Source organism: Variovorax sp. E3, from assembly GCF_016082275.1.
Lineage (GTDB): Bacteria > Pseudomonadota > Gammaproteobacteria > Burkholderiales > Burkholderiaceae_C > Variovorax.
Window position 1 is genome coordinate 25,822 of record NZ_MOWM01000035.1, and the last position, 21,525, is coordinate 47,346.

24 protein-coding genes and 3 pseudogenes are annotated in these 21,525 nt (G+C 69.1%); 23 read left to right on the plus strand and 4 right to left on the minus strand.

Annotation, left to right across the window (positions count from 1 at the left end; genetic code table 11):
- The first annotated feature begins 20 nt into the window (after positions 1-20).
- Positions 21-929, plus strand: coding sequence for a DMT family transporter (locus BMG07_RS14870; protein ID WP_198085220.1), 909 nt, complete (start codon positions 21-23; stop codon positions 927-929).
- A gap of 14 nt (positions 930-943) precedes the next feature.
- The gene (locus BMG07_RS14875; protein ID WP_374221281.1) at positions 944-1,873 is read left to right on the plus strand and encodes a glutaminase; all 930 of its coding nucleotides are present in this window, start codon (positions 944-946) and stop codon (positions 1,871-1,873) included.
- A gap of 4 nt (positions 1,874-1,877) precedes the next feature.
- On the opposite strand, the pseudogene BMG07_RS14880 reads toward BMG07_RS14875, so the two are convergent.
- Positions 1,878-2,903 (minus strand): annotated as a pseudogene (locus BMG07_RS14880) (SDR family oxidoreductase).
- Between the two features lie 70 nt (positions 2,904-2,973).
- Between BMG07_RS14880 and BMG07_RS14885 the strand changes: the two are divergent.
- The 11 genes from BMG07_RS14885 to BMG07_RS14930 all read left to right on the plus strand — a co-directional run bounded on the left by BMG07_RS14885 (position 2,974) and on the right by BMG07_RS14930 (position 12,442).
- Positions 2,974-3,921, plus strand: coding sequence for a LysR family transcriptional regulator (locus BMG07_RS14885; RefSeq protein ID WP_198085222.1), 948 nt, complete (start codon positions 2,974-2,976; stop codon positions 3,919-3,921).
- Entirely contained in the window at positions 3,918-4,421 is a 504-nt protein-coding gene (locus BMG07_RS14890; protein WP_198085223.1) for a hypothetical protein, read from the plus strand. Before BMG07_RS14885 ends, BMG07_RS14890 begins: the two co-directional genes overlap by 4 nt.
- A gap of 414 nt (positions 4,422-4,835) precedes the next feature.
- Positions 4,836-6,035 carry an urea ABC transporter substrate-binding protein gene (gene urtA / locus BMG07_RS14895; protein ID WP_198085224.1) on the plus strand — a complete coding sequence of 400 codons (1,200 nt, stop codon included), beginning with the start codon at positions 4,836-4,838 and terminating at the stop codon, positions 6,033-6,035.
- A gap of 5 nt (positions 6,036-6,040) precedes the next feature.
- Positions 6,041-6,943, plus strand: coding sequence for an urea ABC transporter permease subunit UrtB (gene urtB / locus BMG07_RS14900; RefSeq protein WP_198085225.1), 903 nt, complete (start codon positions 6,041-6,043; stop codon positions 6,941-6,943).
- A gap of 3 nt (positions 6,944-6,946) precedes the next feature.
- Positions 6,947-8,014 carry an urea ABC transporter permease subunit UrtC gene (urtC, locus tag BMG07_RS14905; protein WP_198085226.1) on the plus strand — a complete coding sequence of 356 codons (1,068 nt, stop codon included), beginning with the start codon at positions 6,947-6,949 and terminating at the stop codon, positions 8,012-8,014.
- 8 nt (positions 8,015-8,022) lie between these two features.
- Positions 8,023-8,811, plus strand: coding sequence for an urea ABC transporter ATP-binding protein UrtD (gene urtD / locus BMG07_RS14910; protein ID WP_269758995.1), 789 nt, complete (start codon positions 8,023-8,025; stop codon positions 8,809-8,811).
- 18 nt (positions 8,812-8,829) lie between these two features.
- A complete protein-coding gene (gene urtE, locus BMG07_RS14915; RefSeq protein WP_198085228.1) occupies positions 8,830-9,519 on the plus strand; it encodes an urea ABC transporter ATP-binding subunit UrtE in 690 nt (229 codons plus the stop codon).
- Between the two features lie 49 nt (positions 9,520-9,568).
- Positions 9,569-10,606: an aliphatic amidase gene (locus tag BMG07_RS14920; RefSeq protein WP_198085229.1), complete on the plus strand. Its 1,038-nt coding sequence runs from the start codon at positions 9,569-9,571 to the stop codon at positions 10,604-10,606.
- Positions 10,607-10,617: 11 nt separating this feature from the next.
- Entirely contained in the window at positions 10,618-10,932 is a 315-nt protein-coding gene (locus BMG07_RS42175; RefSeq protein WP_269758985.1) for a hypothetical protein, read from the plus strand.
- Complete coding sequence (locus tag BMG07_RS14925; protein ID WP_307866967.1) at positions 10,929-11,627, plus strand: hypothetical protein; 699 nt, start codon at positions 10,929-10,931, stop codon at positions 11,625-11,627. Before BMG07_RS42175 ends, BMG07_RS14925 begins: the two co-directional genes overlap by 4 nt.
- Entirely contained in the window at positions 11,624-12,442 is an 819-nt protein-coding gene (locus BMG07_RS14930; protein ID WP_198085230.1) for a CbbQ/NirQ/NorQ/GpvN family protein, read from the plus strand. Before BMG07_RS14925 ends, BMG07_RS14930 begins: the two co-directional genes overlap by 4 nt.
- Positions 12,443-12,579: 137 nt before the next feature.
- Here the strand turns inward: BMG07_RS14930 and BMG07_RS42180 are convergent, their stop codons facing one another.
- Positions 12,580-13,083 (minus strand): hypothetical protein, encoded by a 504-nt coding sequence (locus BMG07_RS42180; RefSeq protein WP_269758986.1) that lies wholly within the window; start codon positions 13,081-13,083, stop codon positions 12,580-12,582.
- On the opposite strand from BMG07_RS42180, the gene BMG07_RS42185 reads away from it, so the two are divergent.
- The 4 genes from BMG07_RS42185 (at position 13,043) to BMG07_RS14945 (ending at position 16,144) form a co-directional block, all read left to right on the plus strand.
- Positions 13,043-13,738 carry a hypothetical protein gene (locus tag BMG07_RS42185; protein WP_269758987.1) on the plus strand — a complete coding sequence of 232 codons (696 nt, stop codon included), beginning with the start codon at positions 13,043-13,045 and terminating at the stop codon, positions 13,736-13,738. The genes BMG07_RS42180 and BMG07_RS42185 overlap by 41 nt on opposite strands.
- Positions 13,678-14,088: a VWA domain-containing protein gene (locus BMG07_RS42190; RefSeq protein WP_269758988.1), complete on the plus strand. Its 411-nt coding sequence runs from the start codon at positions 13,678-13,680 to the stop codon at positions 14,086-14,088. Before BMG07_RS42185 ends, BMG07_RS42190 begins: the two co-directional genes overlap by 61 nt.
- Positions 14,089-14,127: 39 nt before the next feature.
- On the plus strand, positions 14,128-15,282 hold the full coding sequence (locus BMG07_RS14940; protein WP_198085231.1) for a transporter substrate-binding domain-containing protein: 1,155 nt from the start codon (positions 14,128-14,130) through the stop codon (positions 15,280-15,282).
- A gap of 214 nt (positions 15,283-15,496) precedes the next feature.
- Positions 15,497-16,144 (plus strand): ANTAR domain-containing protein, encoded by a 648-nt coding sequence (locus BMG07_RS14945; RefSeq protein WP_198085232.1) that lies wholly within the window; start codon positions 15,497-15,499, stop codon positions 16,142-16,144.
- An 18-nt stretch (positions 16,145-16,162) separates the two neighbouring features.
- Here the strand turns inward: BMG07_RS14945 and BMG07_RS14950 are convergent.
- A pseudogene (locus BMG07_RS14950) lies at positions 16,163-17,051 on the minus strand (LysR family transcriptional regulator).
- Between the two features lie 110 nt (positions 17,052-17,161).
- Between BMG07_RS14950 and BMG07_RS14955 the strand changes: the two are divergent.
- From BMG07_RS14955 to BMG07_RS14965, 5 genes are all read left to right on the plus strand, one after another.
- Positions 17,162-17,356 carry a DUF1127 domain-containing protein gene (locus BMG07_RS14955; protein ID WP_198085233.1) on the plus strand — a complete coding sequence of 65 codons (195 nt, stop codon included), beginning with the start codon at positions 17,162-17,164 and terminating at the stop codon, positions 17,354-17,356.
- A gap of 159 nt (positions 17,357-17,515) precedes the next feature.
- Positions 17,516-17,680: a hypothetical protein gene (locus BMG07_RS42195; protein ID WP_269758989.1), complete on the plus strand. Its 165-nt coding sequence runs from the start codon at positions 17,516-17,518 to the stop codon at positions 17,678-17,680.
- 96 nt (positions 17,681-17,776) lie between these two features.
- A complete protein-coding gene (locus BMG07_RS42200; protein ID WP_269758990.1) occupies positions 17,777-18,112 on the plus strand; it encodes a hypothetical protein in 336 nt (111 codons plus the stop codon).
- Complete coding sequence (locus tag BMG07_RS42205; protein WP_269758991.1) at positions 18,055-18,912, plus strand: hypothetical protein; 858 nt, start codon at positions 18,055-18,057, stop codon at positions 18,910-18,912. Before BMG07_RS42200 ends, BMG07_RS42205 begins: the two co-directional genes overlap by 58 nt.
- A 194-nt stretch (positions 18,913-19,106) precedes the next feature.
- The gene (locus tag BMG07_RS14965) at positions 19,107-19,454 is read left to right on the plus strand and encodes a hypothetical protein (RefSeq protein WP_198085234.1); all 348 of its coding nucleotides are present in this window, start codon (positions 19,107-19,109) and stop codon (positions 19,452-19,454) included.
- Positions 19,455-19,467: 13 nt separating this feature from the next.
- Here BMG07_RS14965 and BMG07_RS14970 read toward each other — a convergent pair whose 3' ends face one another.
- The gene (locus tag BMG07_RS14970) at positions 19,468-20,514 is read right to left on the minus strand and encodes a LacI family DNA-binding transcriptional regulator (RefSeq protein WP_198085235.1); all 1,047 of its coding nucleotides are present in this window, start codon (positions 20,512-20,514) and stop codon (positions 19,468-19,470) included.
- Positions 20,515-20,644: 130 nt separating this feature from the next.
- On the opposite strand from BMG07_RS14970, the pseudogene BMG07_RS14975 reads away from it, so the two are divergent.
- Positions 20,645-21,510, plus strand: a pseudogene (locus BMG07_RS14975) (dioxygenase).
- Positions 21,511-21,525: the final 15 nt, after the last annotated feature.

The window sequence follows — 21,525 nt, forward strand, 5'->3', positions numbered from 1 at the left end:
CGCCCCACCGACAGCAGCGAATGATCCAGCGCAAGACCCACCTCGACTCCCTCGCCATCGGCCTCCTGATCGCCTGCTGCGCGTTCTGGGGCCTGCAGCAGATCCTCATCAAGACCACCGTGGCCGAGGTGCCGCCGATGTGGCAGGCCTCGATCCGCATGGTCGGCGCCACCGCGCTGCTGTGGCTGTGGTGCGTGTGGCGGCGCGTGCCGCTGTTCGAGCGCGACGGCACGCTGTGGCCGGGCCTGTTGGCCGGGCTGCTGTTCTCGGGCGAGTTCGCGGGCATCTACCTGGGGCTGCAGAACACCAGCGCGTCGCGGCTCACGGTGTTTCTGTACACCGCGCCCTTCTGGGTGTCGGTGCTGCTGCCGCGCTGGGTGCCGGCCGAGCGGCTGCGCGGCTTCCAGTGGCTGGGGCTGCTGCTGGCGTTCGCGGGCGTGGTGCTGGCCTTCAGCGAAGGCTTCGGCCACATGAGCTCGTCGCAGCTGGTGGGCGACGCCATGGGCCTGGCGGCCGGCGCGCTGTGGGGCCTGACCACGCTCACGCTGCGCACCACCAAACTGGCCACGGCCAGCGCCGAGAAGACGCTGTTCTACCAGGTGGCCGTCACGGCGGCGATGTGCCCGGTGCTGTCGCTCGCGCTCGGCGAGCACTGGGGGTTTTCGTACTCGACCTGGGCCTGGGGCTCGGTGGCGCTGCAAACCGTGATCGGCGCCTTCGCGAGCTACCTCACCTGGATGTGGCTGCTGCGGCACTACCCGGCCACGCAGATGTCGTCGTTCACCTTCCTCACGCCGCTGTTCGCGCTGGTGTTCGGCGTGGCGCTGCTGAAGGAGCCGCTGACCCTGCAGCTGATCGTGGCGCTCATCGGCGTGGCGCTGGGCATCGTGCTGGTGAACCGCCGGCCCGCGGTACAACGCAGCGCATGAAGAACGGCAACACCATGAACTTCCAGCCCGTGCTCGACGAGATCGTCGCCACCCTGCGTCCTCAACTGGGACAAGGCGGCACCGTGGCCAGCTACATCCCCGCGCTCGCGCGCGTCGACGCACGGCAGTTCGGCATTGCGCTGCGCACCTGCGACGGCGAAGAGGCCGGCGCGGGCGACTTCGAAACGCCCTTCTCCATCCAGAGCGTGTCCAAGCTCTTCACGCTCACGCTCGCCATGCAGCGCATGGGCGACGCGCTGTGGGAGCGCATCGGCCGCGAGCCTTCGGGCAACCCCTTCAACTCGCTGGTGCAGCTGGAAAACGAACAGGGCAAGCCGCGCAACCCCTTCATCAATGCGGGCGCCATCGCGGTGGCCGACCGGCTGGTGAGCCAGGCGCGGGCCAGCGGCGGCAGCGCCAAGGCCGACATCCTCGCGCTCATGGCCAGCCTGTGCGGCGAGCCCATCGGCTTCGACGACGAGGTGGCGCAGTCCGAAGCCGACACGGGCTTTCGCAACGTGGCGCTGGCCAACTTCATGAAGAGCTTCGGCAAGATCGACAACGACGTCGCCGCCGTGCTCGACACCTACTTCCACCAGTGCGCGCTGCGCATGAGCTGCCGCCAGCTGGCGCGCGCCGCCGCCTTCCTGTGCCGCGACGGCGCCCACCCGATCGACGGCCAGCCCGCGATCACCGGCGAGCGGCAAACGCGCCGCATCAACTCGCTGATGCTCACCTGCGGCACCTACGACGCGGCGGGCGACGTGGCCTTCTCGATCGGGCTGCCCTGCAAGAGCGGCGTGGGCGGCGGCATCGTGGCGGTGGTCCCCGACACGCTCACGCTGTGCGTGTGGTCGCCGGCGCTCGACGCCACCGGCAATTCGCTGCTGGGCATGAAGGCGCTCGAACTGTTCGTGACGCGCACGGGCCTCTCGGTGTTCTGACCGCTCAGGCTGCAGCGGCCACCGGCGCCGTGGCCAGGCAGCCCATGCCTTCGAGCGAGGCCTCCACCGCCTCGTCGAGCGGCGTGTGCGGCTCGCGGCCCAGAAACGCCACCAGCTTCGCGTTGTCCATGCCCACGGGGGTCTGCCAGAGGTAGCGCATCTCGCGCATTTCGCGGAAGGTGGTGACGAAGGGCGCGGCCAGCGTCAGCAGCCACCACGGAAAGGCCGACACGCGCACGGCGGCGCCCGTGCGCCGGCCTACCGCCTTGCGGATGGCGCCGCTCATGCGCGTGCCGTCGCGTCCCAGTGGCCGCCCATGTGAAAGCGCGCGAAGGGCGCGAGCCGGTCGCGCCGCGCCAGCAGTTCGACCATGGTGCGCGCCACGTCGGGCAGGTACGACCACTGGTGGCCGATGCCGGCGCGGCCCGGGTAGCTCACGGCCTTGACCGGCAGCCCCGCCTTCACCAGCCCCTGCGAGAACCAGTTGTTGCCGGCCTTCGGCCCGAAGAAGTCGCCGGCGCGCACGATCAGCACGCGGGCGCCCTGGCGGCTGGCGTCTTCGAGGCGCTTTTCCATCTCGACGCGGATCGCGCCCTTGCGCGTGACCGGGTGCTGCGGCGCGTCTTCGGCCAGCAACGGAAAAGCGTCGGGCCCGAAGTTGTAGAGCGTGCCCGGCAGCACGATGGTCGCGCCCTCGGCCCTGGCGGCGGCAATGGTGTTGTCGAGCATCGGCAGCACCAGCTGCGACCAGTTGCGGTAGCCCGGCGGGTTGACCGCATGCACGATGACCGCGCAGCCCTTGGCCGCCTGCCGCACGGCCTGCGCATCCATCGCGTCGCCGGCGATCCAGGTGATGCCGTCTTTCCTCGTTCCAGCTTCGGCCGCGCCGCGCTTCAGGGCCCGCACCTGCCAGCCCGCGTCGCGCAGCTGGCGAGCCACCTCGCCGCCGATGCCGCCCGTCGCGCCCAGAACCAGAACCGTGTTGTCGTCGTTGCCGTGTGCCATGAAATGCTCCAGAACAGTTGTCGATGGGCGAATTCTGGAACCGGGCGGGCTCCAATGGAATTGCCGAACATTAGCCAGCGGCTATACATTTATGTATGACTTCGAACATCGGCTGGGAGCTCTACCGCTCCTTCCTCGGCGTGCTGCGCGAGGGCTCGCTGTCGGGCGCGGCGCGCGCGCTCGGCATCACGCAACCCACGGCCGGGCGCCACGTGGCCGCGCTCGAAGAGGCGCTGGGCGTGGTGCTGTTCACGCGCTCGCAGGTCGGGCTGCTGCCCACCGAGGTGGCGCAGGCGCTGCGCACGCATGCCGAGGCCATGGAAAGCACCGCCGCCTCGCTGGAGCGCGCGGCCAGCAGCCACGGAGAAGGCGTGCGCGGCGTGGTGCGCGTGTCGGCCAGCGAGGTGATCGGCGTCGAGGTGCTGCCGCCCATCGTGGCGCGGCTGCGCGAGGCGCACCCGGCGCTCAAGGTCGAGCTGGTGCTGACCAACCGCGTGCAGGACCTGCTGCGCCGCGAGGCCGACATCGCCGTGCGCATGGTGCGGCCCCGCCAGGAGCAGCTGGTGGCGCGCCGCATCGGCGACATCGAACTGGGCTTTCACGCGCACCGCGACTACCTCGCGCGCCACGGCACGCCGCGCAAGTTCGAGGACCTGGCCCAGCACACGGTGGTCGGCTACGACCAGCCCTCGGCCTTCGTGCGCAACGCGGGCAAGGCGTTCAAGGGCTACAACCGCGATGCGTTCTCGCTGCGCACCGACAGCGACCTGGCGCAGCTGGCGCTGATCCGCGCGGGCGCGGGTGTCGGCGTGTGCCAGGTCGGCCTGGCCCGGCGCAGCGACGCACTGGTGCGGCTGATGCCGCGCGCGCTGACGCTCGCGCTCGACACCTGGGTCACCATGCACGAAGACCTGCGCAACAGCCCGCGCTGCCGCGTCGCCTTCGACGCGCTGGCCGAGGGACTGCAACAGTACGTTGGCGGGCGGGAACAGGCAGGCGCAAAGGGGAAAATGGCCCACGCAAGAACACAAGCACCCGAATGACCGAACCGACCGATACCGACACCGATACCGACGCCCTCCCCCTGCAGGAGCCCCGCCTCTGGCGCGACGACACCTGGACCGCCCGCGTCATCAAGAACGAGGAAGACGACGGCTGGGCCGTCGAAATGACCCGCCACGGCGACCCCGAGCCCGCCCTCGTCGGCCCCTGGACCATGGGCCGCGACAAGAAGAACCCCAAGCCGCTCGACGGCCCCGCCTTCTCCACGCTGGTAAAGACCGCCGCCGAAGTGATCCGCCGCCACGAGCAGCAGCTGCACGCCACGCTCAACAAGAGCGTGACGGTCACCGCGCGCAACGACCAGCGCATTCGCGTGGCGCTGGCCATCGTGCCCGACGAGGACAACCCCTCGGCCACGCTCACCGCCTACGACGATGCCGACGACGCCGAGCTCGCCAGCGTGAGCGTGTCGCCCGCCTTCAGGCTCACGGCCGCCAGCGCCAGCGCCTGGATCGAGTCCGACTACGCCCGTCCACGCTGATTGCATTCATTCATTCATTCATTTGATTGATTGCGCGCGAATAACACATGCGCCGCGCTTTCGCCAATTGGCGAAAAAGCGTATGTTCATGCCGGGGTGAGTTGAGAAGAATCCGCCCCAACGAGCAATCGTTACCAGTCATACGACACCCGCTGCCAGTGCTGCCAGCGAGGCGTCGGGCAATAAAGCCCGAATCGGTTTCACCACCGGTTCGGGCTTTTTTGTTTTTTCGGCCGCAAGGAAGCTTTTTCGAAACGGATGCGCCGCATCCGGTGGCGGAGCTTTGCCCGAAGAAAAAACGCACTGGCAGCCGAGCGCCCGTTTGCAGGGCCGCGCCGCGGGAGGAGACACCCAACGCACGGTTCCGAAGGTCGGATCTTCCTGATGACTCGCACAAACACAAAGGAATTTGACATGACGACGACGAACGCTTTCAACCGCCGCCAGATCGTGAAGACGGGCGGCTCGATGATCGTGCTGGGCGCGGCCGCCGGCGTGGCGCCGCTGGCCTTCGCGCAGGACGGCAACACCGTGAAGCTGGGCCTGCTGCATTCGCTCTCGGGCACCATCGCCATCGCCGAGGCCTCGCTGGTCGACGCCGAAAAGCTCGCCATCGAGGAGATCAACGCGGCCGGCGGCGTGATGGGCAAGAAGATCGAGGCCGTGGTCGAAGACGGCGCGAGCGAGAACCCCGTGTTCGCCGAGAAGGCGCGCAAGCTGCTGGAGCGCGACAAGGTGGCCGCCATCATCGGCTGCTACACCTCGGCCTCGCGCAAGGCGCTGCTGCCGGTGCTCGCCCAGGCCAAGGGCCTGCTGTTCTACCCGACCTACTACGAAGGCCAGGAGCAGGACAAGCGCGTGTTCTACCCCTCGCAGGAAGCCACGCAGTCGGTGATCGCGGCCGTGGAGTGGATGGCGCGCGAAAAGGGCAAGAGCTTCTTCCTGGTCGGCTCCGACTACATCTATCCGCGCACCTGCAACAAGATCGCCAAGCCCGCCATCGCCAAGGCCGGCGGCAAGGTGCTCGGCGAGGAATACGCGCCGCTGGGCCACACCGAGTTCTCGTCGATCATCAACAAGATCAAGGCCGCCAAGCCCGACTGCATCTACAGCACGGTGGTGGGCGGCTCCAACGTGGCGCTCTACAAGCAGCTGCGCGCGGCCGGGCTCGACGGCGCCAAGCAGGTGCTGCTGTCCACCGTGGTGTCGGAGAACGAGATCGAGGGCATCGGCAAGGACAACGCCGCGGGCTACTACGCCTGCATGGGCTACTTCCAGAGCATCAAGTCGCCGGCCAACGAGAAGTTCGTGAAGGCCTTCAAGGCCAAGTACGGGCAGGACCGCGTGATCGGCGACCCGATGGAGGTGGCCTACAACAGCGTGTACCTGTGGAAGCTGGCGGTGGAGAAGGCCAAGTCCTTCGACGTCGACAAGGTCACGGCCGCCGCCTCGGGCGTGGAGATCGAGGCGCCCGAGGGCACGGTGCGCGTCCACGCCACCAACCACCATGTGTGGAAGAAGGTGCGCGTGGGTCGCGCGCGGCCCGACGGGCAGTTCGACATCGTGTGGGAATCGCCGCAGCTGGTCGAGCCCAACCCGTTCCCGAAGGTCTGAACGCGATGAACTTCGACATCGCGGTGATGCAGGTGTTCAACGGCGTGAGCCTGTTCACCATCCTGCTGCTGATGGCGATCGGGCTGGCCATCGTGTTCGGCCTGATGGGCGTCATCAACATGGCGCACGGCGAACTGATGGCGCTCGGCGCCTACATGACCTACCTGGCGGCGCGCTTCTTCGAGCACTTCGCGCCGGGCTTCATGGGCCTGTACCTGTTCGCCGCGATTCCGTTCGCGTTCGCCGTGACCTTCGCGTTCGGCTACGTGCTGGAGCGCGGCTTCATCCGCTTCTTCTACGACCGCCCGCTGGACACCCTGCTCGCCACCTGGGGCCTGAGCCTGATGCTGCAGCAGGCCTACCGCTCGATCTTCGGCGCGCAGGAGGTGAGCGTGCCGCTGCCCGCGTGGCTGGCGGGGGCGTGGGAGCCGACCGCGGGCATCCAGCTGCCGCTGACGCGCATCTTCATCGTCGGGCTCACCGCGCTGGTCGCGACCGGCGTGTACCTGCTGCTGTACCGCACGCCGTGGGGGCTGAAGGTGCGCGCGGTGACGCAGAACCGCGCCATCGCCGGCGCGGTGGGCATCGACACGCACCGCGTCGACGCCATGACCTTCGCGCTGGGCTCGGGCCTGGCGGGCATCGCGGGCGCGGTGTTCACCATGATCGGCTCGACCAACCCCGGCACGGGGCAGCTCTACATCGTCGACTCGTTCATCGTGGTGGTGTTCGGCGGCGTGCAGAGCCTGGTGGGCACGGCGCTGTCGGGCTTCTCGATCGCGCAGTCGCAGACCTGGCTCGAGTACCTGATGAGCGGCTCGATGGCCAAGGCGACCATCCTGCTGCTGGTGATCGTGGTGCTGTACTTCCGCCCCAACGGGCTGTTCGCCACGCGGTCCAGGAGCTGAGGCATGCGGTTGCAAAAGCTTTCTCCTCTTTCTCCTCAACGCCGGCGCGACATCGGCGCCATGGCCGCGGTGTTGCTGCTGCTGGCCGTGGTGCTGCCGCTCACGCTCGATGCGTTCCGCCTGAACCTCGTGAGCAAGTACCTGGCCTTCGCGTTCGTCGCGGTGGGCGTGGTGCTGACCTGGGGCTACGGTGGCGTGCTGAGCCTGGGCCAGGGCATGTTCTTCGGCCTGGGCGGCTACATGATGGCGATGTTCCTCAAGCTCGAAGCCTCGGCGCCCGAGCTGCCGGACTTCATGGTGTGGAGCAGCGTGGAGCAGTTGCCCGCCTGGTGGCAGCCGTTCCATTCGCTGGGCTGGACCGTGGTCGGCATCCTCGCGGTTCCGGCCGTGCTGGCGTATGTGTTCTCGTACGCGATCTTCAAGCGGCGCGTGAGCGGCGTGTACTTCGCGATCGTCACGCTGTCGCTGGCGCTCACGCTCACCGTGGTGGTGATCGGCCAGCAGGGCGACACGGGCGGCGCCAACGGCATCACCGACTTCCGCACGCTGCTGGGGCTGGACATCGCAGGCGACGACGCCAAGCGCGTGATGTACTTCATCGAGGTGCTGGCCATCGCGCTGGTGATGGCGGTGTCGCTCGTCATCGTGCGCAGCCGTTTCGGCAAGATCCTCATCGCCATCCGCGACCGCGAGGACCGCGTGCGCTTCAGCGGCTACAACACGGCGCACATGAAGGCCTTCGTGTTCGCGGTGGCAGCCGTGCTGTCTTCGATCGGCGGGGCGTTCTACAGCCTGCAGGTGGGGCTGATCGCGCCGGGCGTGATCGGCGTGGTGGCCTCGGTCGAGATGGTGATCTACGCGGCGGTGGGCGGGCGCCTGTCGATCCCGGGCGCGGTGATCGGCGCGCTGCTCATCGGCTTTCTCAAGTCGTACCTGTCGGAGACTTTCCCCGAAGGCTGGCTGTACTTCCTGGGCGCCGTGTTCATTCTGGTGGTCTGGGCCATGCCCAACGGCCTGGCGGGCCTGGGCGAAAAACTGCTGCGCCGGCGCCATGCGGAGACGGCGCCATGAACGCGACCATGACCCTGCCCAACGGCGGACTGCCACAAGCCGCCACGGCCGTGCCGCCGTCGAGCGAGCAGATCCTGCGCGTGGAAGACCTCACCGTGTCCTTCGACGGCTTCAAGGCCGTGGACGGCCTGAGCCTGGCGGTCGAGCGCAACGAGCTGCGCGTGATCATCGGGCCGAACGGCGCGGGCAAGACCACGCTGCTCGACATGGTGTGCGGCAAGACGAAACCCAGCTCGGGCCGCGTGCTGTTCAACGGCCAGGACCTGGCCCGCCTGAACGAGCACGAGATCGTGCGCGCCGGCGTGGGCCGCAAGTTCCAAACGCCCTCGGTCTACGAAGACCTGACGGTGCTCGAGAACTTCGAGATCTCGCTGCCGCGCATGCACGGCCTGCTGCAGTCGCTGACCTTCCGCCGCACGGCCGCGCTGCGCGAGCGCATCGACGCGATGGCGGCCGACGTGTTCCTGCTCGACCAGCTCGACCGCCGCGCGGGGCAGCTCAGCCACGGCCAGAAGCAGTGGCTGGAGATCGGCATGCTGCTGATGCAGGAGCCCGAGCTGCTGCTGCTCGACGAGCCCGTGGCCGGCATGAGCCCGCGCGAGCGCGAGCAGACCGGCGACCTGCTGCGGCGCATCGCGCCGGGCAAGTCGGTGGTGGTGATCGAGCACGACATGGACTTCGTCAAGCGCATCGCGCACCGCGTGACCGTGCTGCACCAGGGCAAGTTGCTCAGCGAAGGCACGGCCGCCGAAGTGCAGGCCGACCCGCGCGTGATCGACGTCTACCTCGGCCACTGAACTCAAGGAGAAACACAGATGCTCGAAGTTTCCGGACTCGACGTGGCGTACGGCGAGTCGCATGTGATCCGCGACGTGTCGCTGCGCGTCGCGCCCGACGAGGCGGTGGCCATCATGGGCCGCAACGGCATGGGCAAGACCACGCTGCTGAAGTCGCTGATCGGCCTGCTGCCCGCGCGCGGCGGCCACATCAGGCTGGGCGGCGCCGACATCACCGCGCTGCCCAGCTACCAGCGCGTGGCGCGCGGCCTGGCCTTCGTGCCGCAGGGGCGCATGGTGTTTCCGTTTCTCACGGTGGAGCAGAACATCCTCTCGGGCGCCGCCAGGTCGGGCCACCGCACGGTGCCCGACTACCTGTACCGCTTCTTCCCCGTGCTGAAGGACATGAAGCAGCGCAAGGCCGGCAACCTCTCGGGCGGCCAGCAGCAGATGCTGGCGATTGCGCGCGCGCTGATCTCCGAGCCCAGGGTGCTGATCCTGGACGAACCGACCGAGGGCATCCAGCCTTCGATCATCAAGGAGATCGCGCAGACGCTGAACGTGCTGCGCGCCGAGCGCGGCTTCGCGGTCGTGGTGTCGGAGCAGGTGCTGAGCTTCGCGCTCGACCTGGCCGACCGCTTCCTCGTCATCGACCGCGGGCGGCTCGTGCACGACGAGGCGCGCGCCAGCCTCGACCAGGACAAGGTCAGGTCCTTCCTGACCGTGTGAAACCCCTTCCTCTTTTCTTTTCCTCAACCACCCCTCCAGGAGCAGCGTCATGAGACATGGTGATATTTCGAGCAGCAACGATTGCGTGGGCGTCGCGGTCGTCAACTACAAGATGCCCCGCCTGCACACCAAGGCCGAGGTGCTGGACAACGCCCGCAAGATCGGCGAAATGCTGGTCGGCATGAAGAAGGGCCTGCCGGGCATGGACCTGGTGGTCTTCCCCGAGTACTCCACGCACGGGATCATGTACGACGCGAAGGAGATGTACGACACCGCCGCCACGGTGCCCGGCGAGGAGACCGCGATCTTTGCCGACGCCTGCCGCCGCGCCAACGTGTGGGGCGTGTTCTCGCTGACCGGCGAGCGCCACGAGGAGCACCCGAACAAGGCGCCCTACAACACGCTGATCCTCATGAACAACCAGGGCGAGATCGTCCAGAAGTACCGCAAGATCATGCCGTGGGTGCCCATCGAGGGCTGGTATCCGGGTGACTGCACGTATGTGAGCGAAGGCCCCAAGGGCATGAAGATCAGCCTGATCATCTGCGACGACGGCAACTACCCCGAGATCTGGCGCGACTGCGCGATGCGCGGGGCCGAGCTCATCATCCGCTGCCAGGGCTACATGTACCCGGCCAAGGAGCAGCAGATCATGGTGTCGAAGGCCATGGCCTTCATGAACAACACCTACGTGGCGGTGGCCAACGCGGCGGGCTTCGACGGCGTGTACTCGTACTTCGGCCACTCGGCGCTGATCGGCTTCGACGGCCGCACGCTCGGCGAATGCGGCGAGGAAGAAATGGGCATCAACTACGCCGAGCTGTCGATGGGCCTGATCCGCGACGCGCGCAAGAACGGCCAGTCGCAGAACCACCTGTTCAAGCTGGTGCACCGCGGCTACACCGGCACCATCAACTCGGGCGACGGCGACAAGGGCGTGGCCGCCTGCCCCTACAACTTCTACACCAAGTGGATCACCGACCCCGAGGGCACGCGCGAGATGGTGGAGTCGTTCACGCGCAGCACCGTGGGCACGCCCGAATGCCCGATCGAAGGCATTCCCAACGAGCCGGCCAAGCACCGCTGAGCCGCCGCCCCATGGACTACGAGATCTTCGAACTCGGCGACGTCGCGCTGCAGCGGGGCGCCACCCTGCGCGGCGCGAAGCTGGCCTACAAGACCTACGGCACGCTCAACGCACAGAAGAGCAATGCCATCGTCTACCCCACGTGGTACTCGGGCCAGCACTACGACAACGAATGGCTCATCGGCCCCGGCATGGCGCTGGACCCGGCGAAGTACTTCATCGTCGTGCCCAACATGCTGGGCAACGGGTTGTCGTCCTCGCCGAGCAATTCGCCCGAGCCCTACAACCTGGCGCGTTTCCGAACGTCACGCTCTACGACAACGTGACGCTGCAGCACCGGCTGGTGACCGAGAAGTTCGGCATCGAGCAGCTCGCGCTGGTGGTGGGCTGGTCGATGGGCGCGCAGCAGACCAACCAGTGGGGCTGCCTGTACCCCGACATGGTGCGGCGCATCGCGCCGTTCTGCGGCTCGGCGAAGACGGCGCCGCACAACATCGTGTTCCTCGAAGGCGTGAAGGCCGCGCTCACGGCCGACGCCGCATGGAACGGCGGCTGGTACGCCGCGCCGCCGGCCACCGGGCTGCGCGCGGTGGGCCGGGTGTACGCGGGCTGGGGTTTGTCGCAGCCCTTCTACATGCGGCAGCTGTGGCGCGAGCTGGGCTTCAGCTCGCTCGAAGACTTCCTGGTCGGCTACTGGGAAGGCTTCTTCCTGAAGAAGGACGCGAACAACCTGCTGGCCATGCTGTGGTCGTGGCAGCACGGCGACATCAGCGACAACCCGGTGTTCAAGGGCGACTTCAAGAAGGCGCTGGGCGCCATCAAGGCGCGCGCCCTGGTGATGCCCGCCGAGCGCGACCTGTACTTTCCCGTGGCCGACAACGAATGGGAGGTGTCGCACATGCCGAACGCCGAGTGCCGGCCGATCCCCGGCGTGTGGGGCCACTTCGCGGGCGGCGGCAGCAGCCCGGTCGACACCCGCTTCATCGACGACGCCCTCAAGGAACTGCTCGCCACGCCATGAACGCACCCGTGCACGACCCGCTCGCCGGCTACCGCATCGAGGCCGAGCCCTTCTACAAGCCCGCGGGCAACGAGGTGGCGCTGTACCGGCAGGCGTACCGCCACCGCATGCCGCTGATCCTCAAGGGCCCGACGGGCTGCGGCAAGACGCGCTTCGTGGAGCACATGGCGTGGTCGCTGGGCCGGCCGCTGGTGACGCTGGCCTGCAACGAGGACATGACGGCCTCGGACCTCGTGGGGCGCTACCTGCTCGACGCCAACGGCACCGCCTGGCATGACGGGCCGCTGACGCTGGCCGTGCGGCACGGCGGCATCTGCTACCTCGACGAGGTGGTGGAGGCGCGGCAGGACACCACCGTGGTGATCCACCCGTTGACCGACGCGCGCCGCATCCTGCCGCTGGACAAGAAGGGCGAGCTGGTGCACGCGCACCCCGACTTCCAGCTCGTGGTGTCCTACAACCCCGGCTACCAGAGCAGCGCGAAGGACATGAAGCCGTCGACGCGCCAGCGCTTCGCGGCGCTCGAATTCGACTACCCCGACGGGGCGCTCGAGGCGGAGATCGTCGCGCACGAGGCCGGCGTGGGCACCGAGCTCGCGACGAAGCTGGTGGCCATTGCGCACTGCTCGCGCGAGCTCAAGCACCGCGGACTCGACGAGGGCGTGTCGACGCGCATGCTGATCTACGCGGGCGTGCTGATCCGCGACGGCGTGACGCCGCGCGAAAGCTGCGAGATGACGATGACCCGCGCCCTCACCGACGACCCCGACATGGCGAGCGCGCTGCAGGGCTTTGTCGAGGCGCAGTTCGGATGAACGACGGGCACGGCGCCCTCGCCCTGCTGGCACGCGGGCTGGCCGGCATCGACGTGGAGGTGCAGCCGCTCACGGGGGCGGGAACGCGCGCCGTGCTTGCGGGCCGCAAGCTGCTGCTGCCGGAGGGCGCCGAGGGGTCACATCGCCTGTGCCGCGCCATGGTCGCGCACGCTGTTGCGCACCTGCGGCACTCCAGGCCCGCGCGGCCGGCGCGCGCGCTCAAGCCCATGGGCATCGCCGTGGTCTCGGCCGTCGAGGACGCGCGCGTCGAGCGCCTGCTGTGCCGCGACTTCCCCGGCGTGCATGGCTGGTTCGCCGCATCGCTCGCGCCCGTGCCCGATCCGCTGGACCTGCGCTTTGCCGCGCTCCTCGCGCGCATGGACCGCGTGCTGATGCTCCCCGCGTGGCAGGACGACAACCACTGGGTGAACAAGGCGCGCCGCCTGTTCGACGAGACCGTGGCCGGCGCGGGCCTGGAAGACTACGACGCGTTCCGCGCCATCGCGTCGATCCTGGCGAACGACCTCGGCCAGATGCGCGTGCGCTTCGAGCCGCAGGACTACGCGGTGCCCGCGCCTGGCGCGACGACAACAGCTACCTGTGGGATTTCGGCGAAGCGAGACGCCGCCCGACGAGGCCATCGCGCTGCAGCAGGCGGGCGCGCGGCCGCCACCGCCTTCTTCTTCGTCGGATGCGCCCGACGACGGCGGCGGGCCGCCGCCCGAGGCCGCGGGCGACATGGAACTCGGCCGCTACACCTACCCCGAATGGGACCGCAAGCTCGAACGCCTGCGCCCCGACTGGTGCACGGTGATCGAGAAGCTGCCGGCATGGCAGGGCCTTGCCGCCGCACGCGAACAGGCCCTGCGCCATGGCAGCAACGAGCGCATTCCCCCGCTCGCCCTGCCCCGCGCGCGGCACCTCGACCGCACGCACCGCCTGCGCCGCCAATGGGAGGGCGACGACATCGACCTGAACGCCGCCATCGAGGTGCTGGTCGACCGCCGCCTGCGCCTGCGGCCCGACCCGCGCCTGTTCATGCGGCCCGGCAAGGGCCCGCGCCCGTCGAGCGTGCTGGTGCTGCTCGACCTTTCCGCGTCGGCCAACGACGCCGGCCCGCACGCCGCGTCGCTGCTGGACATCGAGAAGCAGGCCGCGCTGCTGCTGGCCGCATCGACGCGCGCGGCGTCGACCGGCTCGCGATCCACGGCTTTTCGTCGAACACGCGCGCCGAGGTGTACTACTACCGCCTGCTCGAATCGGGCCGCCCGCTCGACGCACCGTCGCGCGCCATGATCGGCGCGGTGCGCGGCCGCTACTCCACCCGCATGGGCGCCGCGCTGCGCCACGCCGCCGCGCTGATGCACGACGAGCCGCCCGGCCAGCGCGCGGTGCTGCTCGTGACCGACGGCGCGCCTTCCGACATCGACGTGCACGACCCGCATTACCTGGTCGAGGACGCCCGCCAGGCCGTGGCCGAGGCCCGCGGCGCCAGCGTGCGCACGGCCTGCATCGCGGTGGACGGCGCGGCCGACGCGTATGTGCGGCGCATCTTCGGCTGGCGCAACTATTGCATCGCCGACGACGCGCGCAGCCTGCCCGCACGCCTGACGCGCATGAGCGCGCGGCTGGCCGCCGCCCACTGAAGACTATGATGATTCGACGACCCCCAAGGAGACTTCAGCGTGGCTGACAAGGACCCCCTTCGCGTCGGCATCCTTTACTCGGAAACCGGCGTCACATCGACCATCGGGCTCTCGCAGCTGCAGGGCGCGTTGCTCGCCATCGAGGAGATCAACGCGGCCGGCGGCGTCGACGGCCGCGAGCTCGCGGCCGTGCGCTACGACCCGCAATCCAACCCCGCGCGCTACGCCCAGCTGGCCGAGAAACTGATCGTGCAGGACCGCGTGAACGTGATCTTCGGCTGCTACATGTCGAGCAGCCGCAAGGCCGTGATCCCGGTCATCGAGAAGTGGAACAAGCTGCTTTTCTACCCGACGCTGTACGAGGGCTTCGAGTACTCGGGCAACGTGATCTACACGGGCGCGGCGCCCAACCAGAACAGCGTGCAGCTGGCCGAGTTCATGACCACGAACTTCGGCGCGCGCGTGTATCTGATCGGCTCCGACTACATCTACCCCTACGAGTCGAACCGCATCATGGGCGAGCTGGTGATGCAGCGGCCCGGCAGCGAAAAGCTCGGCGAGCGTTACGTGGCGCTGGATGCCGGCGAGCGCGACTACCGCGCGATCATGGACGACATCCGCGACAAGCGGCCCGACTTCATTTTCTCGACGGTGGTGGGTGACTCCACCGCAAGCCTGTACCGCGCGTATGCCGAAGCCGGCTTCGACCCGAAGACGATGCCGATCGCGAGCCTGACGACCTCGGAGGCCGAGATTTCGCAGATGGGCCATGGCGTGGCAACGGGGCATTTCACGGCGGCGCCGTACTTCCAGTCGATCGACTCGGCGGCCAACCGGCGTTGCCTGGCGATGTTGCGCGCGCGCTTCGGCGACGGCTGCGTACCCAACCTGTGCTGGGAGGCCTCGTATTTCCAGATGCACATCTTCGCCAATGCCTATCGTCAGGCGGGCAGCGACGGCATCGCGGAAATCCTTCCATACATTCTGGGGAGCGAGTTCGATGCGCCGCAGGGATTGGTCAAGATCGATCCGGCCAATCACCACACCTGTCTGTACCCACGCATCGGGCGGGTCGATGCGCACGGTCAATTCACCATCGTGCGGCAGGCGACGCGGGCCGTGTACCCCGATCCCTATCTCGTCACCCACTCGCTGGGCGACTGGACGGCCAAGCTGGATACGTTGGAGCTCTAGGATGACATCGCCCATGTTCGTGCGCTGCTGTTCAGGGTGGTCGTTGATCGGCGAGCAAAAGCAGCGTGCCCAAGTGCGCAGGGCATCGGGTGCTCCCCGCAGCGAAATAAAGGAGGAGGGGCGCAGCCCCGGGGGACATTCGCGGAGGGGAGTACCCGGTGTCCTGTGCACACGCCCTGAACAGCGACGCCCCGAACAACAGAAGGCCCGATAAGTGGACGGCACAGCCCCCAAACGGCACACCCTGCGCGTGACACCGCCGCAGCTGAAAGAGCTGCGGCTGCTGAAGATCGCCGTGATCCACCCCGACGACAGCGACGGCCGGCAACTCACGCAGCAACTGCAACGCATCGGCTGCCAGGTGCAAGCCTTCTGGCCGCCCGTGCAAGTGCTGCCCGAAGGCATCGACGTGGCGTTCATGGCGGTGCAGCCCGACCTCATCAACCTGCGCTTCGAGTGGACCAAGAGCGACGATGCGCCGGCCATCATCGCCGTCGTCACCTACGAGAACCCGACCATCATCGAGGCCGTGCTCGAAATCGGGGCCAAGGCCGTGTTGCCTTCACCGGTGCGCTCGTTCGGCCTGCTGTCGGCGCTGGTGGTGGCGCGCGAAGCGCACAAGGAAGCGCGCTCGCTGGCCAAGCGGCTGCGCAAGGTCGAGGCCAAGCTGCTGGGACAACGGCGCATCGCCGAGGCCAAGGCAATTCTCATGAAGACGCACGACGTGTCCGAAGGCCAGGCCTACGACCTGATTCGCGACCAGGCCATGAGCAAGCGCACGACCACCGAAGAAATCGCGACGGCCATCGTCAACGCCAACGAGATTCTTTCGCTCGGCATGCGCAAGCCCGACGCGGGCTGAGTTCTCCGCCGCTGCCCGTCAGGTCTGGCGGAACATCGTCAGCACCTTCAGCACGCTCAGCGTGGCGCCGTCGAGCATCGCGGGCTGGCGGTGCGCAATGCCCACGCGCCGCGTGAGCTTGGGCGTCACCGGCAGGATCCGCATGCGGTCGTTGCGCGCGGTGTCGGTGCTCTGCTGCAGCGGCAACAGCGCCGCGCCATAGCCGGCCGCCACGAGGCTGCGCATGGCGGCGTCGTAGTTCAGCTCGATGCGCGCGCGGGGTGCAAAGCCCGCGGCGGCAAACCACTCCATCGTGAGGCGGTACATGTGCGTGGTCGCCTCGTTGAAGATCAGCGGCTGCGCCGCCAGCCACGCGGGCGTGACGCGCCTGGGCGCCTTCCAGCGCGCGGGCACGAAGGCCATCATCGGCTGCTCGCACCACGGCGTGACGACGATGCCGCGCACCGGCGGCTGCGGAATGGCGACTAGGCCGATGTCGAGCGTGCCCTCGGCCAGCCGCTCCATCGCCTCGAACGAACCGCGGATGCTCACCTCGACGTCGATGCCCGCATGCTCCTCGCCCAGCGCCTCGAGCACCTGCGGCAGCAGGTCGACCAGCACGCCGGTCGAGGTGCCCAGGCGCACCCGGCCCACGCGGCCCTCGGCCTGGCGCTTGACGGCCTCGACCGCGTCGTCGGTGTCGCGCAGCAGCTTGCGGCCGCGCTCGACCAGCGCCGCGCCGCGGCGGTGGGCGTGATGCGGCGGTTGCCGCGCACCACCAGCGGCGCGTCCAGCCGCGATTCGAGCTCGCTGATGTGCAGGCTCACCGTGGCTGCGCCAGGTGCAGCGCCTTGGCCGCCGCCGAAAAAGTGCCGAGATCGACGATGGCGATGAGGGTGCGCAGTTGGTCGAGGTTGAGCTGTCGCATGGGGTGTCGTCCGCAGGTATCAGGGAATCTGATTGAAGTGCTCAGAATTCTCAACTTCCACAATAGTATGCACCGCCGGAAGATGAGCGCTCCCAACCAAGGAGCCCACCGTGACCGCCCCGAAGCCATCGTCTTTTCATCAACGCCTGATCCATGCCCTGCGCGGCTGGCGCCGCCGCGTGGTGAACGGCCGCCGCGCGCGGACCGACATGCGCCACCTGGCCGGCATGAGCGAGCACGAGCTGCGCGACCTGGGCATCGGGCGCAGCGAGGTGCCCGAGCTGCTGGACCGCCACCGGTACTGAGCCCGGCACGCGTTTTTCTTCAGGTATCGCGCCCGTTTTGAGGTTCAATTCGGGGCGTGTCCAAGCCCGCTCTTCTTTCCATCGAACTCACCTCGCCGCAGTCGGTCAACGGCCGGCGCGCGGCCTTTCAATCGCTCTGGCTGCTGGTGCGCATGCTGCATGCCCACGAGGCCGGCGCGGCTGGTGCGGCTGGCCGACCTGCGCGGCGAAGTGTCCGACGCCAGCACGCTGCGCATGGTCGTGAGCCGCGCGTTCCGCGACTTCAAGGCTGGGACATCGAGGTCGGCTGGGGCGAGGACACGCTGCGCGAGCCCCGCTTCCTGAATGCCGAGCGGCGCAGCAGGGGCCGTTCTGGCTGCCGGCGGCCGAGGCCCGGCGCGTGCGTGTGCTGGTGGACGACCGCGCGGCCACGGCCGCGAGGTGGCGTCGTTCCTCGGGCTGCGGGCGCGCAAGGCGCAGGCCACCGGCTCGCCGCCGCCCGACGCGGTGCACCTGCAGGACGCGGCATTCTGGAAGCAGCTGGTCGCGTCGCAGCAGGCGGCGCGGCAGGGCCGGCTGATGGCGCCGGTCGCGGGCAACGGCAGCAGCGGCGGCAGCGGTGCGGACGCCCAACCGCCGAGCGCGCTCGAATCGATCCGCTCGCCGGCACGCTGGCCGCCACCGACTTCCAGCGCGCGCTGGTCACGCTCAACGAGGCGATGCTGTGGCGCCGGCTCGGCGACAACGAGCAGGCGCGGCGCCGCCTGCAGGCCCTGAAGAAACAGCGGCTCGCGCACCACGTGGCGGGCAACGACTACCTGGGCGCGATGGAGTGCATCGTCGCCGCGTGGTGCGCCTACACCGCGCGCGACCTGCCGCTGGCGCAGTCGCTGCTCGGCGGCATGGCCGACGACGCGGCGCGCGGGCTGGTGCTGCGGCACCACCCCGACGTGCGCTTCGAGTGGTGCAACCTGTGGGCGCTGGTGTGCCGCTCGCGCGCACTCGGGCTCTCGGCCGACGACAAGCCGGCCGCGGCCGCGCTGGCCGAAGAGTCGCTGCGCCGCTTCGGCGAGGCGCTGGCGGCGGCGTTCGAATCGCATTCGTTCGACGCGGCCCAGCACGTGGCCGCCAACATGGGCATGGCCGCGTGGCTGTTCGACCGCGTGGGCCTGTCGGACCTGCCCGCGCTCGCGCAGCACGGCAACGCCGACACCACGCGCCGCGCGGTGCAGTGGATCGCCTTCAGCGAATGGCTGTGCGGCCACACCGACGGCCAGGGCCGCTCGGCATGGAACGCGATCTACCTGATGCGCATCGCGCGCGGCCACTGCGGCCCGACAAGCAGCCGACGCTCGCGCAGTTCCGCGCGCAGAAGCCGCTGGACCCGGCCGCCGTGTCGAAGCTCGCGGGGCCGCTGGCCGACGCCTTCGACGCGACCCACTGGCCCGCGCGCTGGGTGCAGGTGGCGCAGGCGCGGCTGGCCGACCACCAGGCCGGGCGCCGCCGCTACCCCGGCCTGCAGCACTGCAGCCTGCTGTTCGAGCACGCCTGGTACGCGGCGCATGCCGGCGACCTGAAGGCGGCCGAGCAGTCGCTCGACCTGCTGCGCGAGGCGCTGCCGCAGCTGGTGCCGAGCGACCGCGCCTACTTCACCGAATCATGGAACGACACGCTGCCGGCCGAACTGGTGCTGGAGGCCAAGCCGCCGCGCCGTCCGGCGGCGCGAAAGAAACCCGCGCCGCGCCCGGCCTAGACTCACGAGCATTCAGCCATGCCCGACAACTCCCACGAACCCATCGACCTGGCCGCGCACCGCGAGCGCCGGGCCCGGCAAGCCCAGCAGCGCGCGGCGGCGGCGCAGGCCGCGCGCGACGGCGCCGACGCGTCGAGCGAGCCGGGCCCCGGCGAAGTGCCCTGCATCCGCTGCAACGAACCGGTGTTCGGCTATGCGCTGCGCTGCCCGCATTGCGGCGTGCATTTCAGCGGCCGTGCCGAAGACTTCGCGCCCAAGGAAGGGCTGTCGCGCCGCACGAAGGCGCTCATCGCGCTGGCCGCCGTGGCCCTGCTTCTGGCGGGCCTGAGCGACGACATCTCGGCGCTGTGGTGGCGGATCAGGTAGGCCGCCTGCCGGTTCAGCGCGCGGCAGCAGCGGCGGGCGCGCCTGTCGACTTGCGCACCACCAGCTCGGGCCGCAGCACCACGGTCGACGCCGACATCGAGCGCCCGTCGATCTCGTCGAACAGCATCTCGGCCGCGCGCCAGCCCAGCTCGCGGTGCGGCAGGCGGATGGTGGTGAGCGGCGGGTCGACCATGTCGACCAGCGGCATGTCGTTGTGGCCGGTGACCGAAATGTCGGTGGGCACGCGCAGCCCGGCCTCGCGCAATGCGTCGTAGGCGCCCAGCGCCACCAGGTCGTTGCAGCACACCACCGCTTGCGGGGCCGCGCCGGCCGCGAGCATCTGCTTCATGGCCAGCGCGCCGGCCTCGCGGCTGTAGCTTGCGCACTCGACCACGCGAAAAGGCTTCATGCGGTGGTCGCGCAGCGCCTGCTCCACGCCCAGCCGCCGGCCCACGCCGGTCGGAATGGTCTGCGGCCCCGCGAGGTGCGCGATGCGCTTGTGGCCCAGGCCCACGAGGTGATCGACCGCCAGCTTCATCGCGAGCCGGTCGTCGCTGACCACGGCCGGCAGGCGGCCGGTTTCGTCGGCGCGGTTGACCAGCACGGCCGTCATGCCGGCCCTGGTGACGAAGTCGACCAGCGGGTCGTCGCGCGTGGCCGTGGCCATGACCACGCCGTCGACGCGCTGCGCCAGCATGCGCTCGAGCACCGGGCGCGCCAGCGCCGGGTCCACCACGTTGGTGACGAACACGAAGTAGCCGCGCGCCGCCGCGCTGGCCTCGATGCCCTGCAGGATCGGCGGGAACACCGCGTTGGTGATGTCGGGCACCAGCACGCCGATGGTGTGGGTGCGGCCCGTGCGCAGCGCCGAGGCCGCGCGGTTGGGCCGGTAGCCCAGGCGCTGCGCGGCCTCTTCCACCACGCGCAGCACCTCGTCGCTGATCAGCGAACGCTTCTCGGGGCTGAGCGCGCGCGACACGGTCGACACGTGCACGCCGGCGGCGCGCGCGACGTCGCGGATGGTGACGGGGGACGATGGCGATGCGGGGCTGGTGCTCATTGGTGCAAACGATTGTCGGGCAGTCGGGCGGCTCCGGGTTCCGATACTTGACTCAGGGTCTGTCGGAAACCGCCATTTTACTTTTCGGCGATTTGGACTAATATCGTGCAAACGATTGCAAAGACCCGCCATGAACATTGCCACCTCGCCCGGCTCGGTGCTGGGCTTCACCCTCGACGCCATGAAACGCACGCCCGACCCGCGCTTGCGCACCGTGATGGAGGCGGTCACGCGCCACCTGCACGCGCTGGTGCAGGAGGTGCGGCTGACCGAAGAAGAGTTCGAGCAGGCGCTCGAATTCATCGTCGCCATCGGCCATGCCACGGGCGAGACCAAGAACGAGGTGGTGCTGGCGGCGGACATCCTGGGCGTGTCGACCGTGGTCGCGCTGCAGAACAACCAGGACCCGCACGGCGAGTCGCCGGCCGCGCTGCTCGGCCCGTTCTGGCGCGCGAACTCGCCCGACTGCGCGCTGGGCGACAGCATCGCGCGCTCGGGCACGCCGGGCATTCCGCTCGAGGTGACGGGCACCGTGCGCGACGGCCAGGGCCGGCCGGTGGCGGGTGCCACGGTCGACGTGTGGCAGGCCTCGCCCATCGGCCTCTATGAAAACCAGGACCCGTCGCAGGAAGACATGAACCTGCGCGGCCGCTTCGCCACCGACGCGAAGGGCGCTTTCACTTTCGCAGCGTGCGCCCCGCCGGCTACCCGGTGCCGACCGACGGCCCTTGCGGCGTGCTGCTGCGCGCACAGCAACGCCACCCGAACCGGCCCGCGCACCTGCACTTCATGGTGAGCAAGCCGGGACACAAGGTGCTGATCACCCAGGTGTTCGCGGACGACGACGAGAACCTGGAAAGCGACCCGACCTTCGGCGTGACGCGCAGGCTGATCGGCCGCTTCGCGCTGGCGCCCGACGGCCGGAGCGCGTCGATGCACCACGACTTCGAGCTCGAGCCCGGCGAGATGAAGTTCCCCCGGCCTCCCATTCCCTGAACCCACGCCTACCCA